Source organism: Paenibacillus phoenicis (assembly GCF_034718895.1).
GTDB lineage: Bacteria > Bacillota > Bacilli > Paenibacillales > Paenibacillaceae > Fontibacillus > Fontibacillus phoenicis.
Window position 1 is genome coordinate 3,495,095 of sequence record NZ_JAYERP010000001.1, and the last position, 15,792, is coordinate 3,510,886.

15 protein-coding genes and 1 pseudogene are annotated in these 15,792 nt (G+C 54.2%); 6 read left to right on the plus strand and 10 right to left on the minus strand.

Annotated elements, in window-relative coordinates; translation table 11 throughout:
* Positions 1-243: 243 nt before the first annotated feature.
* Positions 244-930 (minus strand): hypothetical protein, encoded by a 687-nt coding sequence (locus U9M73_RS16580; RefSeq protein ID WP_323078120.1) that lies wholly within the window; start codon positions 928-930, stop codon positions 244-246.
* 176 nt (positions 931-1,106) lie between these two features.
* Positions 1,107-1,589: a glutathione peroxidase gene (locus U9M73_RS16585; RefSeq protein ID WP_009223548.1), complete on the minus strand. Its 483-nt coding sequence runs from the start codon at positions 1,587-1,589 to the stop codon at positions 1,107-1,109.
* A 163-nt stretch (positions 1,590-1,752) separates the two neighbouring features.
* Between U9M73_RS16585 and U9M73_RS16590 the strand changes: the two genes are divergently transcribed.
* The 3 genes and pseudogenes from U9M73_RS16590 to U9M73_RS16600 all read left to right on the plus strand — a co-directional run.
* Positions 1,753-2,214 carry a MarR family winged helix-turn-helix transcriptional regulator gene (locus U9M73_RS16590; RefSeq protein ID WP_009223547.1) on the plus strand — a complete coding sequence of 154 codons (462 nt, stop codon included), beginning with the start codon at positions 1,753-1,755 and terminating at the stop codon, positions 2,212-2,214.
* 61 nt (positions 2,215-2,275) lie between these two features.
* Complete coding sequence (locus tag U9M73_RS16595; RefSeq protein WP_036644291.1) at positions 2,276-2,458, plus strand: hypothetical protein; 183 nt, start codon at positions 2,276-2,278, stop codon at positions 2,456-2,458.
* A gap of 221 nt (positions 2,459-2,679) precedes the next feature.
* Positions 2,680-3,692: pseudogene (locus U9M73_RS16600) on the plus strand (MFS transporter); the annotation flags it as partial.
* 15 nt (positions 3,693-3,707) lie between these two features.
* Here U9M73_RS16600 and U9M73_RS16605 read toward each other — a convergent pair.
* From U9M73_RS16605 to U9M73_RS16625, 5 genes are read right to left on the minus strand one after another with little or no spacing between them, the layout of a single operon-like run.
* A complete protein-coding gene (locus U9M73_RS16605) occupies positions 3,708-4,100 on the minus strand; it encodes a DUF350 domain-containing protein (RefSeq protein ID WP_036644146.1) in 393 nt (130 codons plus the stop codon).
* The gene (locus U9M73_RS16610) at positions 4,097-4,738 is read right to left on the minus strand and encodes a signal peptide protein (protein ID WP_323078123.1); all 642 of its coding nucleotides are present in this window, start codon (positions 4,736-4,738) and stop codon (positions 4,097-4,099) included. The genes U9M73_RS16605 and U9M73_RS16610 overlap by 4 nt, the downstream gene beginning before the upstream one ends.
* On the minus strand, positions 4,739-5,941 hold the full coding sequence (locus tag U9M73_RS16615; RefSeq protein WP_323078124.1) for a glutathionylspermidine synthase family protein: 1,203 nt from the start codon (positions 5,939-5,941) through the stop codon (positions 4,739-4,741).
* Positions 5,938-6,702, minus strand: coding sequence for a hypothetical protein (locus U9M73_RS16620; protein ID WP_323078125.1), 765 nt, complete (start codon positions 6,700-6,702; stop codon positions 5,938-5,940). The genes U9M73_RS16615 and U9M73_RS16620 overlap by 4 nt, the downstream gene beginning before the upstream one ends.
* Positions 6,703-6,733: 31 nt before the next feature.
* Positions 6,734-6,937 (minus strand): hypothetical protein, encoded by a 204-nt coding sequence (locus U9M73_RS16625; protein WP_036644144.1) that lies wholly within the window; start codon positions 6,935-6,937, stop codon positions 6,734-6,736.
* Between the two features lie 490 nt (positions 6,938-7,427).
* Here U9M73_RS16625 and U9M73_RS16630 point away from each other — a divergent pair, with 490 nt between their 5' ends.
* Complete coding sequence (locus U9M73_RS16630) at positions 7,428-8,102, plus strand: hypothetical protein (protein WP_323079155.1); 675 nt, start codon at positions 7,428-7,430, stop codon at positions 8,100-8,102.
* Positions 8,103-8,576: 474 nt separating this feature from the next.
* Here the strand turns inward: U9M73_RS16630 and U9M73_RS16635 are convergent, their stop codons facing one another.
* The 3 genes from U9M73_RS16635 to U9M73_RS16645 all read right to left on the minus strand — a co-directional run bounded on the left by U9M73_RS16635 (position 8,577) and on the right by U9M73_RS16645 (position 12,760).
* Complete coding sequence (locus U9M73_RS16635; RefSeq protein ID WP_260070203.1) at positions 8,577-9,995, minus strand: hypothetical protein; 1,419 nt, start codon at positions 9,993-9,995, stop codon at positions 8,577-8,579.
* A 112-nt stretch (positions 9,996-10,107) separates the two neighbouring features.
* Positions 10,108-10,743: a copper amine oxidase N-terminal domain-containing protein gene (locus U9M73_RS16640; RefSeq protein WP_323078126.1), complete on the minus strand. Its 636-nt coding sequence runs from the start codon at positions 10,741-10,743 to the stop codon at positions 10,108-10,110.
* A 178-nt stretch (positions 10,744-10,921) separates the two neighbouring features.
* A complete protein-coding gene (locus tag U9M73_RS16645; RefSeq protein WP_009223536.1) occupies positions 10,922-12,760 on the minus strand; it encodes a sigma-54 interaction domain-containing protein in 1,839 nt (612 codons plus the stop codon).
* Positions 12,761-12,990: 230 nt separating this feature from the next.
* On the opposite strand from U9M73_RS16645, the gene U9M73_RS16650 reads away from it, so the two are divergent.
* Positions 12,991-13,905, plus strand: a complete 915-nt coding sequence (locus U9M73_RS16650; RefSeq protein ID WP_323078127.1) for a proline dehydrogenase family protein — start codon at positions 12,991-12,993, stop codon at positions 13,903-13,905.
* A gap of 35 nt (positions 13,906-13,940) precedes the next feature.
* Positions 13,941-15,509: an L-glutamate gamma-semialdehyde dehydrogenase gene (pruA, locus tag U9M73_RS16655; RefSeq protein WP_009223533.1), complete on the plus strand. Its 1,569-nt coding sequence runs from the start codon at positions 13,941-13,943 to the stop codon at positions 15,507-15,509.
* The last annotated feature ends 283 nt before the right edge of the window (positions 15,510-15,792 follow it).

The following is a 15,792-nucleotide window of genomic DNA, read 5'->3' on the forward strand; positions in this document are numbered from 1 at the left end:
GACGCCGTCTCTGAACTGATGCTGGATCTGGCCCTCATTCTATATGATTTTTCGAATACATTTCCTCGAATCCCCGCCAAATCGCTCATTCTATATGAAATTTCGAATACATTTCACCACTTCGCTCTCAATTCGGCCTAATATATATGATTTTTCATATATATTGGGCCATTTCCATCCACTGAGGCCCAAATGTATATGATTTTTCGAATACATTTCCCCAAATCAGCGCCACCCCGCCACTCACACCAAATCCGGGCTCAGCAACGAACCCACATACTCATATGAAGTGACGCGTCCGGAGCTCCCTTTGGCTATGGCGCGGAACTTCCCTTTTTCCACGAGGATTCGGCAGTACTTAATGACTGTCAACGTGTGCAGCTCCAGTTCTCGCGCCACCTCGGTTGGGCGAATGACCCGATGATGGCGAATGGCGGCACGCATGAGCTCCCTTTCAATCTTAGTGTAGGCCCGCGGCGTCACATCCAGGGATCCCCCCTGAACGACAGATAAATACGGTGCCAGAATACTCCGCAAGGAGGAGAGGATAAACGCAGGGTTCTCCTTCATCTCATCCAATGCAATGTAGTAGATCTGAAAGCCTTGGGACTGCAAAAACAGCCCCCTGTTCAAATCCATCCGATATTTCGTTCGATCCGTGCCATGAGAGCCGTAATCCATAATTTCAAACACGACCCGTGCAGTTCCAACCTCCCACATAAAATCTGCAAAGTAGGATCTCCCCCGCCAATCCTTCACCTCGTATTCGGGATGCAATCCGTCAAAGTGTCCCACCAGCGGCCACCAAATCCGCTCGACGAACAACCGATTCCCATAACCATGCCCTCGCCGAAGTGCATCCAGGCGCTCCCCCGTTCTTCGTTTCATATGCTCTTGCAGCCAGGTATCATGTTCCGCTTCGAATCCCATTTGAAACCCTCCCTACATATCCATAGTAAAAAATAAAAAGCCCCGCTCCTCTCCATCTTAGAAAGGAAACGGGGCAGGCTTTGCCTCACGTAAGTTGCTCTATTGATACTAGTGTGACACAGGAGAAAAAGTTACGCAATAGGATCTCGGTCGTTTCCGCGCTGCGCCACGTTGACTTAAACCCCAAGCAGCTCGCGAATCTGCCCTTCGATGCTCTCAGGTTCATCTGTTGGTGCGAAACGCTTAACAACCTTGCCGTCCCGATCCACAAGGAACTTCGTAAAGTTCCATTTGATCGACTTAGAGCCCAGCAAGCCCGGGGCTTCCTTGGTCAAATGCTTGAACAGCGGATGAGCGTTCTTTCCATTCACATCGATTTTCGAAAATAACGGGAACGACACGCCGAAATTCAGCTCGCAAGCCTGTGCCACCTCTTCATCTGTCCCGAGCTCCTGGTTGGCGAACTGGCTTGAAGGAAAACCTAACACCGTGAAGCCTTGGTCCTTGTACGTATCGTGCAGCTTCTGCAGCCCTTTAAATTGCGGAGCAAACCCGCATTTGGTCGCCGTATTCACAATCAGCATCACTTGGCCGCGATAAGGCTCCAGCGTTTGCACTTGGCCTTGAATTGTTTTGACTTCAATATCGAATAATGACATCCATGACACCTCCATCACCAATTTAATTAAGTGTAATTTAATTGTATACAATCTATATGCGCGTGTCAATTTCGACCTCTTCTCTTTACGTAAAAGAAGAAGCAATGCTATAATGGCTCAACAGCAATTACATTGTATGCAATTAAATGGCAGGTGGATATGGATGAATACAGACGAAATGTTGAAGCTGGAGAATCAGCTTTGCTTTGCTTTTTATACTTGCTCCCGGGAGATTATGAAGCTGTACCGGCCTTTGCTGTCGGAACTCGGCTTGACCTATACGCAATACATTACGTTGCTCGCGTTGTGGGAGCGGGACGGGATCACGGTGAAGGAGCTGGGTTCGATGCTATACCTTGACTCGGGCACCTTAACTCCGCTGCTCAAAAAGCTGGAGCACATGAACCTGGTCACCCGGACGCGCGACAAATCCGACGAACGCAACGTCATCATCGCGTTAACCGATGAGGGCAAAGCCTTGAAGGACAAAGCCTGCACCGTACCGATGCGGCTGTTTGAAGGCACCCATGCCGAGGTGGAGGACGTCATTTCCATGCACCGACACATCAACGAGTTTCTCCGCAAAATTGGCGGCGGCTCCGTTCAACCCGAACAATCTGAATAAGCCCAACCTAAACCCTCCATAATAGGAAAGAATCACGGAGTAACCAATGGAGGAGATCAGCATGCTCGAAAATCTCGAGAGTGACTATAACTGCGCCAACGCAGGCGAGGACCTGCACCGGTTGAAGCAAGAACTTGCCGAGATGCGAGGCTTGGGCCACGCCGATCAGGAGACGCAGGAGAAAATCAACCGGCTCGAAAACCAAATCAAGTTTATCATGAACAAATGCGATATTAACCATTAAGATGGTAAAGCACCCGTTTACGCCGCTGAACAAGCGTGTGGTAGGCGGGTGTTTTGGGGGCCGGGGATAGATCGAAGCCCAAAAGTGTGTTACGATTTGCCTGACATCAGAAGGGCTTCCCCTTGAAAGCGCAAACACAGCTCGATGCGGAGAAAACACCGGCCGCTTCCGCCGACGCCAACCCCCGCGCCGCTTCTTCCAAACGAAATTATGTATTCCAACTGTTAACGGTCTTTATCGGTTTCTTGATCTTTGGCTTCTCGGAAAATATTAAAGGACCCGCGATCCCGCGCATCCAAACCGACTTCGGCCTCGACGAGATGCAGATTGGCACGCTCTTGTCGCTCAACTCGCTGGGGTATCTGCTGGCTTGCTCCTTCACGGCTTATTTAACACGCAAATGGGGCGCCAAAACGGTGACGATGCTCGCCTTTGGTTCCATGGCCGCGGCTGGGATCCTCATCTTTGCATCACGCAGCTTCCCGGCGTTATCGGGCTCCTATTTCCTGATGTACATCGGCAACGGGATGCTCGAGATCGCGCTCGCTATCTTGGCCGCCCGCATTTTTGTCGGCAACACCGGTACGATGATGAACCTCGCCCACTTCTTCTACGGGCTGAGTTCAACGGTAGCACCGTTGATCGCCTCGGGGCTGATGACCGTCTCGATTGGCGGGCATACACTTGATTGGAGCGGCATGTACTTAATCATGCTGTCCCTCTCGGTGATCCCGATGATCCCAACGCTGCTAAGCCGGTTCCCCGGCGAAGAAGAACAGGGCGGCGAGCGGGTTCCGTTCACACAGCTGATGCACGATCCGGCGATCTGGTTGATCGTGCTGGTGCTTTCGTTTGGCGTAGTGTCGGAGCTGGCGGTAGGCGGCTGGCTGGTTAATTTTTTGGAAAGAGCATATCACTGGAACACCACAATCGCATCCGGGATGCTGTCCGCTTTTTTCCTTTGCTTTACGTTCGCGCGGCTGGCGGTGGGACCGGTTACCGATAAGATCGGGTTTACGCTCTCCTTGATTTTGTTGCCATCTGGGCTGGCGAACCCGGAGCTTTCCTGTTCGCAGCGGCCGGCATCGGTATCGCCCCGATCTATCCGACCGTCATGGCGTTGATCGCCAAGAAGTATCGCTCTTCCAGCGATTCAACCATTACCTTCATCGTTACACTGATGGTGGTGGGCAATGTCATCGGCAACTATCTGATCGGCTGGATCACGGACGGGACTTTGTCCCCTGCTTCAGATAATTAGGCTGCTCACGGCAAACGCCATGCCGATAAACACCAAGCACAGCAAGGTGCCTACCGCAACGTTCCCCTGCTTCAGCTGATCGGAAATCTTAAATCCTGGGGTTACCAGTTCAAAAATCCAGTACGACGCCACAAGGCACACATAACCTACGGCAAACCACAGGACCATATGTAGTATGGAAGTGTTCGTAAAGGCGGACACCCCCAAAATGATCGCCGTGCCCAGGAATTTGCCGCCCAGCGCCAGGGCTACGGCGACATTGCCTTTTTTCAACTCCTCCATGTCACGGTACGGGGTCATCCAATTGAAGACCACCATCCCCAGCAATTGCAGCAAAATCATCACGACGACACTAACCACAATATTGATAACGATCGTCAATTCGCCCACCCCCGAAATTTCGCAAACGCCAAATCATAATCGGCAAAATCATGCACTTCCTCCAGCACAACCGACACCGTCTTCGCGTTCTCTAATGCCGCATACCGCTCTTCGTCGATCGGCTGCTTGATCCGGTTCCCGGTTGGCAGCTCCAACACGGCGAAGCACCGTGTTTTGCCTTGATATTCCGTTTTGTACACGCCAACTAGGTCGACGTCGGTCGTAACCGATACCTTCAGCTCGGTCAGGTCTTTCTCGGCAGACGCCTGATCCGGATAAGACTTCAGCGTCGTCCAGGAGGATAAGCGCACTTCGTTTTTCTGGTTTGCGTCCGTGGTCAACTCGGCGTCCATAAACTGCAGGATCCAAATTTTATCCCCAGTGGCGTAATTGTTGTCATTCGGCAGCAGATCGTTATCGGGCAAAATCGTCATATCACTGCCCACCAGATCGCCGACCGTCGCTTCCACGATTTTATAATCCCAAGGTACGCGAGCGGTCGTTAATTCCGACTCCGAGCCGCTCTCGGTAGAGAAGACGCTGGTCGTATCCCCGCAGGCTCCAAGTAAGCCCACCGACAACACCAGCATCAACGTAACGAGGAAACGCCGCGCCCAAGGCTGCTTCGAACTATGCATCTATTTCACTCCTAACGCGATAAAATGACTGGTATTGCCCGTAATCGGTCCGCCGGCCCGACCCAACAAGCCGCAAGGCGTCCCGTTCAGGACGAACAGACCGGTCAGCAAATGGCGCTCGCCGAAGACGGTATCGATTCGCGCCAGCTCGGCTCTTTTTTGATACACCGTAGGGAACAAGACGCTGCTGTCAAAGCCCTCCTGATCCTCCATCTCCAGCCGGCCCTCCTCATCAAACAAGCGGACAGAACCGCCTTCACGCCCAAACATCGACTTGGATACGAAGCCGCCGGCGAAGACTGGCTTGTTGTAGGTCGGCAGCATGTACTTCGCTATCGCCTGGCGTTCCTCCGCATCAAACAGCAAGCCCAGCTCGTAAAGCCCCCAGACGGCGGCAAGCAAGCCTTTGGATTGCAGCAAAATGCTGTGCGGCCCGTTGAAGATGGTCAGGCGACCGGTTTCAATCGCGTAGCTGAGCGCCTCGCCGGCATCGTCCACCGCCATCCATTCTTTCGGGTACAACGCGAACATGCGCTCAATGGTACGACCGTCCTTATTTTTCAGGGTGCCTTCGTCAATCCACAGCTCCAGGCAATCCTCATAGTGCAAATCCAGTCCGCTGTGCCGTCCCAACGCTTCAATCGTTCCGGAATCCTCCAGATGCCAGCCGTAATCGACGCAAGCCACGGTATCCGGCCGCTCGATGGCCCAGGCTTCCGCGACCAGGTCTTTCATCCGCGCATTTGGCGAGTCGTATCCTGCCTGCTCCATCAGCCACGGGGTGGCGATCGAGGCTTCGACGTAACCGGTCGGCGTATCCGCGTTCAGTTCCAGCAGCTTGATCGTGCCGTCGTTGGCCACGGCAAAATCAAACCGCGCGTAACGGCTAATCAATCCCGGCTCCGGGATCGGCAGCTCATCAAGCATCGTCCACAGAATCGGCGGAATCCCGATCAGCTCATACAGATCCGGCCGGCGATGGACGTAGCGTGCGGCTTTGTCGAGAATGCGCCACAGCGCAGCGGCGGCCTGCTCGAGCTCCGCATAGGTCTCCTTTGGCATCAACACCAGCTGATCGATCCAATACTCCTCTTCCTCGAGATCCGCCCAGGTAAACCCCAGCTCGGCCAGCTTCGCCACCCGCTCGCTCCGGTCAGGATGCGGCCGGCCCACGACTTCGAAAATGTTGTTCCCGTCCGTCATCCGCCGAAGAACCCCTTGCTGGTACCGCTGGATCTCGAACCGGAAATCGAACTCTTGGAAGAGCCGGTCGAGGAACTCGACGACGAGCCCAGCGAGCTGGATTTCCCGCCGATGCCGCCCGCCTTCGAGGAGGTCGAGCGCCGGACGATGGAGCCGGTCGACGAGGTCGAAGTCTTCGGACGAACGACGGAGCCAGCCATCTGTTTATTTTGGAACGTCTCGCTGGAGTACGTTCTCGGCTTGTACGGCGTCGACGTTCCGGCATAATAACCGCGGTGGTTGTCATACCAGCGGCTGGACGAATAGCTGGACCCGCTGTTAAACAGCAGGTGATACAGCAGCATATCGTCCCAACCGAATCCCCCGCCGTAATGATTGATGACGGTGGTGCCTCCGGAGCCGTTTGAGGCGTTTGCGCCGTCCGCGCTGCCGCCCCCCGAGGTCTCCCCAGATGCCTCTTCATCTTCCTCCGCCGGAAGCGGGATGTTCCAGTCTACATTTTTGTCGAAATATTGCTTTACTTCCTCCGTCGACCAGGCAACGAGCTTCGGTTCGTCGGCCGACGTATCGCTCCCCGCAGCCGTAGCCCCGGCCCCCGGAATCAGAAACGCGTTCGCCAACAGCGCGATGCCAAGCGAGGTGGACAAGACGCGGATCGGCTTCCCTTCCGGGGTCAGAAATTTGGATGCGAACGGCTCCTTCGCCGTTGTCTCTTGTGCGGCAGTGATTTCCGTTCGTGTGGCTTCCTCTTCTTTTGCCAAGACCCATTCCCTCCTACGAAAAAAACTCAGCTTATTCGTGCACAACCGGAACGAGCAGCAGCTCCAGCTTGCCCTCGTCGACATTCAGCCGACCTTCCACCGTTTCAAACTCCCGGTTGCCGACGACCAAATAGTTGACATGCTCCAACGCAGCGACCATATTAGCGTTCCAGACGCGCTCTTCCAGCTCCCGCAGCTCGCCGTCCGGCAATTTTTCGTACAACTTCACACTCATGCCGTTCTCCAATGCAGTTCACCCTTTCGTTATACACACTAAATATTGTTACGCGCACATTCCCGCTTCGTTTCATCCTTTATGCAGGGAGAAGGTGGGAATGAACCAGGGAGTGGACTTGTTCAGCTCTAAGGTTCGGCGCCAGGTGACCGTAAACAACCCGCTAAGCAACAGTTGAAATTCTCAGTTGGAAAACCCTTCCGTTAGCTTACGTCCGTTACTGGAGAAATGCAATGTTAAAATGGGTGGGCGCGAGCACCATTAATCTGTGGGTCATATCCCTAACGTACTCCCACGCTGGACGGAACCATCTGCCGGCACTATACTGAAGCTAAGACGAAGCACGTCCCGTATAGCTCAAGTTTGAACCAAATTCAAGGGCTGGCACCATGACCTTTAGGTTGATGGCGCGCCTGGCGATTAAGGATCAAACTGCAAGGGCTAATGCGGGGCGTTTTTTATTGGAGGAGGCGATTGGCTGATGAGTTCTATGAGTTTTGAGGAAAAGTACACGGCATTTCTGGAGTATCATTTGGCCCGGAGATCCGGGGAACGCCGAGGCAGGCTCGAACGTGGACATGCCCATGCGGAAGCATTGTTCCTGCGGAATGTATGGTGGCCGCTGCGCAGCAACTTTGAAGACCTTCATCCGGAATACGAGGTCAGCGATTGGCGGGGGCGATCGTACTTTGCCGACTTCGCCTGGTTGCCGGGGAACGGAGAGTTAAAGCTGCTATTTGAGATTAAGGGCTACGCTACACACGTCCGCGACATGGACCGGCAAAAATACTGCCACGAACTTAACCGCGAAACGTTCTTGCACGCCATGGGCTACCAGGTGATCTCCTTCGCGTACGACGACGTTGAGCAACGCCCGGAGCTCTGCATCAACCTGCTGCGCATGGTGCTCAGCCGATACCACCCGGAACATATCCCCGTGACGCGCGGTTTGCTGGCGGAAAAGGAGCTCATCCGGCTTGCCGTGCAGCTCGCACGACCGATTCGTCCGGTGGATGTCGAACGTCATTTCGAGTTAAACCATAAAACGGCGGTCCAAATGCTGCAGAAAGTTACTGCTAAAGGATGGATGAGACCGGTTTACCGCGGAAAGGGGAAACGCATCGTCAAATATGAGCTGGTGCGTGGGGTGGTGAACTATTTGTGATGGAGGGTGCTGTAGTGGAACGGTGGGATGACCGGAATGAGGGGCAGTGAGGGGGGCTAGAAAGTTATTAGTGAGTGATTAGTGAGTGATTAGTGAGTGATTAGGAGGTAATGTGGCGGGATAAAGTGGACGGGGGGATGGGGCTAAATGAATTAACGGTAAAAGCTACTGTTAATTTAGGCGGATCGCGGGGTTTTGTCACAATTAGCGGTAAATCCTACTGTTAATTTAGCCAAAAACCGCGATATGGGGCAAATATGCCGAAAATAACGGTAGGTTTTACATGTAATTTGTGCGGAGAGCTCAAACTTACGAAATTAACGGTAGGTTTTGGAGCTAAATTAGTTTACGGGATGTCGGCACAGATTTGGGCGGGTGTCGGCACAGGTTGGAGAAGGACTATCCCCGCCAAAAAAGCAAAGGAGGCGGCCCCCGCCTCCTTCACCGAGCACAAACCAAATACTCTCCCTGGTGTTACACCAGGAACATCGCCACCACGGTGGTCACGGCGAGGCCGATGAGCACCGGCTTGAGGTTGCGGCGGGCCAGCTCGAACGGACTCACGCCGCAGATAGCGGCGGCCGGGATGAGCGCCCACGGGATCAGCGTGCCGCCGCCGACCCAAATGGCGGCGACCTGCCCCAGCGCCGTCAACACGGCCGTGCCGGAGCCGATGGCGGTGCCAAACAGCTGGGCGATCGAGCCGGCCAGCGATATGCCCGAGAAGCCGGAGCCGTCCAGGCCGGTGATCGCTCCGGTAACGGCGAGGGTCACGGCGCCGATGATGCCGTTCAGCGGAACGACGTCGGCCAATGCCACGCCGAGGTCGTTCACGATCCCATGCGACGTTTCGGGCAGCACCTGCCCGAACAGCTCCTGAAACGCCGCGTCGCCAAGATAAAAGAACGCGGCGATCGGGATCACGGGGCCAAACACCTTAAAGCCGAAGGTCAACCCTTCGATCAAATACGAAGTGACCTTCTCCAGGCCCCGGTTCCGGTGTGCCAGCAGCGTCACGCCGATCAGGATCAGCACCGCCGTGCCGCCAACCAGCGCCGTCGCATCGCCGCCTTGCAATTTCAGCAGGAACATGGCAACGACGTCCGCGGCGAACAGCAGCGGGATCAGGAGGGCCAGCCATTTTTTCGCTTGAGGGGAAATGGCTGCGCGATCCTCTTTGCTCGTCGGACGATCCTCGCTAAGCACACCACCTGTGCCTTTTCCGGCCACCAGGCCGTCGCGCCACGTGCCGTTCCGCTGATCACGGCGCATCATCCAAAAAGCGGTCACCGTGCTCACCAGGCCCATGACGAGAACCAGCGGCACGCTGGCCGACATCACGCTGGAGACGGGCAGGCCCGCGGCGTCCGCCGTCAGCTTCGGCGCTCCCTGGATGATATAGTCGCCGGACAAGGCGATGCCATGCCCAAACAAATTCATCGCCATCGCCGCCCCCAACGCCGGCAGCCCAACGCGAATCGCTACGGGCAGCAAAACGGCGCCGATCAACGCAACCGCAGGCGAGGGCCAGAAAAACAGCGAAGTCACCAGCATGATAATCCCGATGCCCCAATACGCCATCGATGGCGTGCGAATAAACCGCGTCAAAGGGGACACCATCGTTTCATTGATGCCCGTGCGGATCAGCACCCGACTCATTGCCACGATGATCGAGATGATCATGATCGTCCCCATTAGCTCCTTGGTCGCATAAATAAACGAATTAAAGATGCCCGAAACCGAGCCGCTGAGCGTTTGTGTCGCAAGCAGACCCAACGTAAAAATCCCCGCCACACAAATCATCGTCGTATCGCGCCGCTTGATCAACAACGCCATGATGAAGACGATAAACGCCAGATACACATAGTGAATCGCCGACAACTCTATCCCTATCATGGAGTCACGCCCCTCTTCCTGCAAGTGTGCTATATGCTATGCAGGAGCCCAAGCAAGGGTTCGGCCCATGTCGAGGTATAGAGCAACCGATTCATGGCTACTTTACATGTTACTTAATTGTGATACTAAGTTTATTAGAATTATCCGCCTTTAAGCTCGCTTCAAGACCTTTAACAAGGCTTTGCAACGGTACATAAGTGACTCCTTTGACAATCATTGGAGCCACATTAATCGTTTCAGCTTCCCCATTGTAATACACTTTTTTGCTTCCTATTGTAAATGTGACCTTATTAGAATTTTTACTTACAGTAATGACACCACTTTTGGCATCATAATTAAAGGTTGCACCTAGTAGATCAGAAATTTCACGCAGAGGAACCATGTTTGTATTTTGATAAATGATTAAATCACTATTAAAATTTGCTTTCTCCCCATTAATAAATACAGTCAGTTTAGATTTCTTATAGGTTGGCTCTGTCGATTTGGGGGCAGAGGAACCTTTGGAAGAGTGTTTGGTAGAACTTTTAGAGGATGAGGAGGAAGAAGAGGATTTCTTACTAGAACTAGAAGAAGAGCTTCCCCCATTATGGTAATGATATTCGCCCGTTGTTAATCCCCATTTTGCGCAATTTGTCCGACACGTATGACCGCCATTAGCATCCGTTCGACCTGGATGTGCATTAGCTACAGTGCTAGACAAAACAAATAATAGTAAAAAAGAACTGAGTAACACTTTCTTTTTCATTGATAGAATCCCCCATTTAGTATAATATTCCAAGGTAATAGTACCATGTATATAATATTGAGGGAATGTTTACTAAGGCCAAAAATTGCCTTTTATGAGGAATACACTCTATAGATTACTCAAAGCAGCGGGGCCTTTGTGTTCTATCACAAAGGCCCCGCCTGTTCTGAAAAAATGGCTATACCAAATTATAATCTCGAATCTTTTTATATAGCGTCCCACGGGAAATACCCAGCAGCTTGGCTGCATTGCTCTTATTCCCCGCCGTTCGCTCCAGCGCTTCCTTCATAAGCTCCATTTCCTCTTCGGGGGTGATGCGCGGACGCAGCATCTTGTCAAGACGATCCGCCTGTTCCACAGAGGACAGCTTCGTTCCCCGCCCGAAGTCGGAACCGGCAACGGCTCCGCTGCCAACCGGCATGCCCACCGCAGAGTCCGCCGCTGCGAACTCCAGCTGAGCTTGCCGCTGCTGCAACACCTCCGGCAAGTGCTCCAGCGTGATTTGCTCGTTCTCGCTTAAAATCACACAGCGCTCGATCACCGCCCGCAGCTCGCTTACGTTTCCCGGCCAGTCGTAATTCGCAAACGCCAGCATCACCTCCGGCGAAACGGCCGGCAGCGGCTTCTGATACTGCAACGAATACACGCGCAAATACATTTGCACCAACGGCCCCAGGTCCTCCCGACGCTCACGCAGCGGCGGCACCTTCAGCGACACCACGTTCAGCGCGTAATACAAATCCGCACGGAATTTGCCCTCCCGCACGAGCTGGCCCAGATCCTGGCTGGTGCCGGCGAAGATTCGCACTGATACCGGCACGGCTTCCGCGGCCCCAATCCGCGTGATCGTCCGGTGCTTGATGTAATGAGCTAACTTCTCCTGTACGTCTAAAGGTAAACACTCAATCTCATTCAAAAAAATCGAGCCGCCGTCCGCCGCCTCCAGCCGACCAGCCTGACCCGACGGCTGTCCCGAGAAGGCGCCGCCTTGATAGCCAAACAGCTCCGCTTCGGCCAATCCCGCCGGGACGGCCCCGCAGCTCAGCGACAGGAACGGCCCCTCCGGCCGCGCGCCGGCGCGATGGATCACCCTGGCCAGCTGCTCCTTGCCCGCTCCAGTCTCCCCGATCAGGAGCACGGTGGAGTCGGTTTCGGCCAGCTTTTTGGCCAGTTTGATCACTTTGCCCATGCTTTCGCCACGCCCGCTGATTAAGCCAAACGGATCCTCGTCGCCGATCCGCTGGGTCAACAGACGGGACGTCGCTACCGTCAATTCGTCGTTCAGCTTCACGAGATGCGTAATATCCTGCTCGGTCGCCACGCCGCCGATAATCCCCCCGCCCGGCTCCACGATCGGCGACGCATTGATCAGCACATGCGTGCCTTCCCGCGGACGATGGTAGGCCCCGCGCAGCCGCCGGCCTTCATCCAGAATCCCCAGCACAACCAATGCGTCGGGATCAAAATGCTCACCGATCGTGCGGCCAACGATGTCCGCTTTGGCGATCCCGTACACTTCTTCCGCCACCGTGTTCCAGCCGATCACCGTACCGTTGCGGTCCACGACCGTTACCGCATCACTGACCGTCTCCAGCAGGGCGTCAAAATACGCCTCCGCCCGCTGCTGCCGGTCCGCCGCTATTTTAAGCAGGTCGATCATCGGAAGATACCCAACGGGCTCCTGTCCATCATTGACCACCAACGCCGGCCGCCCGCTCGTATCTGCGCCGGACCATCGGGATGCCAGTTCGCTGATCGGAAGCGCCAGCTCCGACTCCTTGAACACAACCGAAACGACAAACTTCATCCCGTCAAGCCGCAGTCCTTTGCCGATACTCCCTTCGCCAAAAGCTTCAAGCCGCCCGGCATCATCCGGCGTCAACAGATACAACGCTCCGTCCAGCTCGACTGCCGCCGCCTGACCGCCCTGTAACGCTGCAAGTAATGCACTTGTATTTTCTTCCGGTTTGAAACGGGTCAAGTCCTGCCGGAAGGATATCCGTTCATGATTAAACATAATTACCTCACGCGTAATGAAATTTTACTTGTAAATCTAACACGAAAGCAGGCGAGGTTCAATATTCCCGTCATAAAGATTGCACCTTCACTCAGCCTGGAACTGTTCAATATTGAACATTTTTTCTTTAATTTAAAATTTTTTTGTTTATTTTTTCAACTTATATTGTTCAAAAATCTAAAATATTGTATATTTTGTGTACAATGAGAAATGGAAAAGGATGGATGCCTATGGACGCGTTACTCCGCACCCTGTTTCAATCCTTCGCCAAAAGCCAATCCGTGGGACGTATGGCCCGCCGATACGGACTGCGCTTTGGTGCCGGTCGGTTTGTGGCCGGAGAAACCATTGATGGTGCAATTGAAGCTGTACGCGCATTAAATGCGACTGGTCGGGTAGCCACCCTCGATCATCTCGGCGAGTTCGTGTCCACGGAAGCCGAAGCAGAACTATCCATGCGGATGTGCCTCAAGACGCTGGACGCCATCAACGAAGCCGGAGTCGAAGCCAATCTCTCGCTGAAGCTCACTTCGCTGGGGCTTGGGATTAGCGACGAAATCTGCTTACGTAACCTGACCACGATCCTGAACCGGGCCCGAATGTACGGACTGTTTGTGCGCATCGACATGGAGGATTTTGCCCACTGTGAAAAAACCATCTCGATCTACAAGCAACTGCGCGAACAAATCGACAACGTTGGCATCGTCATCCAAGCTTACCTTTATCGCTCCCTGGAAGACGTCGAGGATCTGAAGCCCCTTAAGCCGAACCTTCGCCTCGTGAAGGGAGCTTACAAGGAATCGCCGAAAGTCGCATACCCGGCCAAGCCGGACGTCGACGAAAATTTCAAACGCCTCATCTCTACCCACCTGATGAACGGCGGTTATGCCGCCATAGCAACCCATGACTCCCAGATTATCGACTACGCTAAGAAAACAATTCAAGATTTAGCCATTCCGCCGGACCGCTACGAATTTCAAATGTTATATGGCATTCGCGAAGATTTACAGCTTGCGCTCGTTCGCGAAGGTTACAAGGTTCGGGTGTACGTCCCGTTTGGCAGCGATTGGTTTGGCTACTTTATGCGCCGCCTCGCGGAGCGTCCCGCCAATGTATGGTTTGTCTTAAAGAACTTATTTAAGTAAATATCCAAAATCTTATTCGTAAGGAGCGCGCCCCTATGAGCACAACCGCAAAACTGGAAGCTTTCCGCAACGAACCGTTTACCGACTTTAGTCAGGAATCGGCCCGCCAGGCCATGGAAGCCGCGATTTCCCAAGTGAAATCGGAGCTGGGACGGGAGATTCCGCTGCAGATCGGCGGTGAGAAGATTTTTACGGAGGCCAAAATCCGTTCAATCAACCCCGGCAATCTCGATGAAACGATGGGTTGGGTCAGCAAAGCCGATCAGGAGCTGGCCGAGAAAGCGATGCAGGCTGCACTTACGGCGTTTGAATCGTGGAAAAAGGTGCCGCCCCGCGAACGCGCACAGTACCTGCTGAAAGCCGCCAAGCTCATGACCGAACGGAAGCATGAGTTCTCCGCCCTGATGGTGCTCGAAGCCGGCAAGAACTACGCTGAAGCGGACGCCGATACGGCGGAGGCGATCGATTTTCTGAATTTTTACGCACGGGAAATGATCCGCCTGAGCGAGATCAACGAAACGATGCCGCTGACGCCAGTCCCGGGGGAGCAAAACCGGCTGACCTACATCCCGCTCGGCGTTGGTGTCATCATTCCGCCATGGAATTTCCCGCTGGCGATCTGCGTGGGCATGACCTCGGCGGCGATTGTGGCTGGCAACACCGTGCTGCTCAAGCCCGCCTCCAACACCCCGGTCATCGCCTACAAGTTCGCTGCGCTGATGGAGGAGGTTGACTTGCCGGCCGGAGTGCTGAACTTCATCCCCGGCAGCGGCTCTGAGGTTGGCGATTATCTGACCACGCACCCGAAAACCCGGTTCATCAGCTTCACCGGCTCGAAGGAGGTCGGACTGCGCATCAGCAAGTTGGCAGCCGATACGGCACCCGGGCAGATCTGGATCAAGCGGCTGGTCGCCGAAATGGGCGGCAAGGACGGCATCGTCGTTGATGAAACTGCAGATCTGGATGCGGCTGCTCAGGCCATCGTGACCTCAGCTTTTGGGTTCCAGGGACAAAAATGCTCCGCCGGATCCCGCGCTTTCATCGTAGAGTCCGTCTACGACGAAGTGGTGGAGAAAGTCGTGTCTTTGACGAAGCAGCTGGAGATTGGCCTCCCCGAGCACAATAAAGCGGTTGGACCGGTGATCGACGAGGCTTCTTTCCGCAAAATCCTCGATTACATTGAGGTCGGCAAACAGGAAGGGCAGCTCCTTACCGGCGGACAGCAAGCCGAAGGCAACGGCTATTATATCGAACCCACCGTGTTCGCCGGCGTTGATGGGAAGGCGCGGATTATGCAGGAGGAGATTTTCGGGCCGGTGCTGGCGATCGGCAAAGCGAAGGATTGGCGCGAAGCGATCGCGTTGTACAACGATACTGAGTTTGGGCTGACGGGGTCGTTCTTTTCCCGGGATGAGGATCGCATCAGCGAAGCGCTGGAAACAATGCACTGCGGCAATCTGTACGTGAACCGCAAATGCACCGGGGCGTTGGTCGGCGCCCACCCGTTTGGCGGCTTTAATATGTCGGGAACCGACTCGAAAGCCGGCGGCTATGACTACCTGCTGCTGTTCACCCAAGCCAAGCTGACTTCCCGGAAGCTGTAGGCGATGCACGATTGCTGGATGCTCTTTTGCTCTCTTGTTCGCTTGCTCGCTTGGTTGTTTGGTCTCTTGCTCTCTAGCTCGTTTGGTCATTTGCTCGTTGATCGCGAGGCCGGTGCTCCCTGCTCTAACGCTGATACAGAACGCTATTGTTGCAAAAACGGCATGTCAAAAATTCTAACGACGCTGAGCCACGCTATTTGGACAAAAACACCTCAATTCACCCGAAAAATGGTGAAATAAGCTCCGTGATCAGCGTTAGATTCGCAAATAGGCGATTTTTGCT

Excerpts from the sequence above, each read along its gene's own strand:
- U9M73_RS16580 (WP_323078120.1), bottom strand. The coding sequence starts at position 930 with ATGGGATTCGAAGCGGAACATGATACCTGGCTGCAAGAGCATATGAAA.
- U9M73_RS16585 (WP_009223548.1), bottom strand. The coding sequence starts at position 1,589 with ATGTCATTATTCGATATTGAAGTCAAAACAATTCAAGGCCAAGTGCAA.
- U9M73_RS16590 (WP_009223547.1), top strand. The coding sequence starts at position 1,753 with ATGAATACAGACGAAATGTTGAAGCTGGAGAATCAGCTTTGCTTTGCT.
- U9M73_RS16595 (WP_036644291.1), top strand. The coding sequence starts at position 2,276 with ATGCTCGAAAATCTCGAGAGTGACTATAACTGCGCCAACGCAGGCGAG.
- U9M73_RS16610 (WP_323078123.1), bottom strand. The coding sequence starts at position 4,738 with ATGCATAGTTCGAAGCAGCCTTGGGCGCGGCGTTTCCTCGTTACGTTG.
- U9M73_RS16615 (WP_323078124.1), bottom strand. The coding sequence starts at position 5,941 with ATGACGGACGGGAACAACATTTTCGAAGTCGTGGGCCGGCCGCATCCT.
- U9M73_RS16625 (WP_036644144.1), bottom strand. The coding sequence starts at position 6,937 with ATGAGTGTGAAGTTGTACGAAAAATTGCCGGACGGCGAGCTGCGGGAG.
- U9M73_RS16630 (WP_323079155.1), top strand. The coding sequence starts at position 7,428 with ATGAGTTTTGAGGAAAAGTACACGGCATTTCTGGAGTATCATTTGGCC.
- U9M73_RS16640 (WP_323078126.1), bottom strand. The coding sequence starts at position 10,743 with ATGAAAAAGAAAGTGTTACTCAGTTCTTTTTTACTATTATTTGTTTTG.
- U9M73_RS16645 (WP_009223536.1), bottom strand. The coding sequence starts at position 12,760 with ATGTTTAATCATGAACGGATATCCTTCCGGCAGGACTTGACCCGTTTC.
- U9M73_RS16650 (WP_323078127.1), top strand. The coding sequence starts at position 12,991 with ATGGACGCGTTACTCCGCACCCTGTTTCAATCCTTCGCCAAAAGCCAA.
- pruA (WP_009223533.1), top strand. The coding sequence starts at position 13,941 with ATGAGCACAACCGCAAAACTGGAAGCTTTCCGCAACGAACCGTTTACC.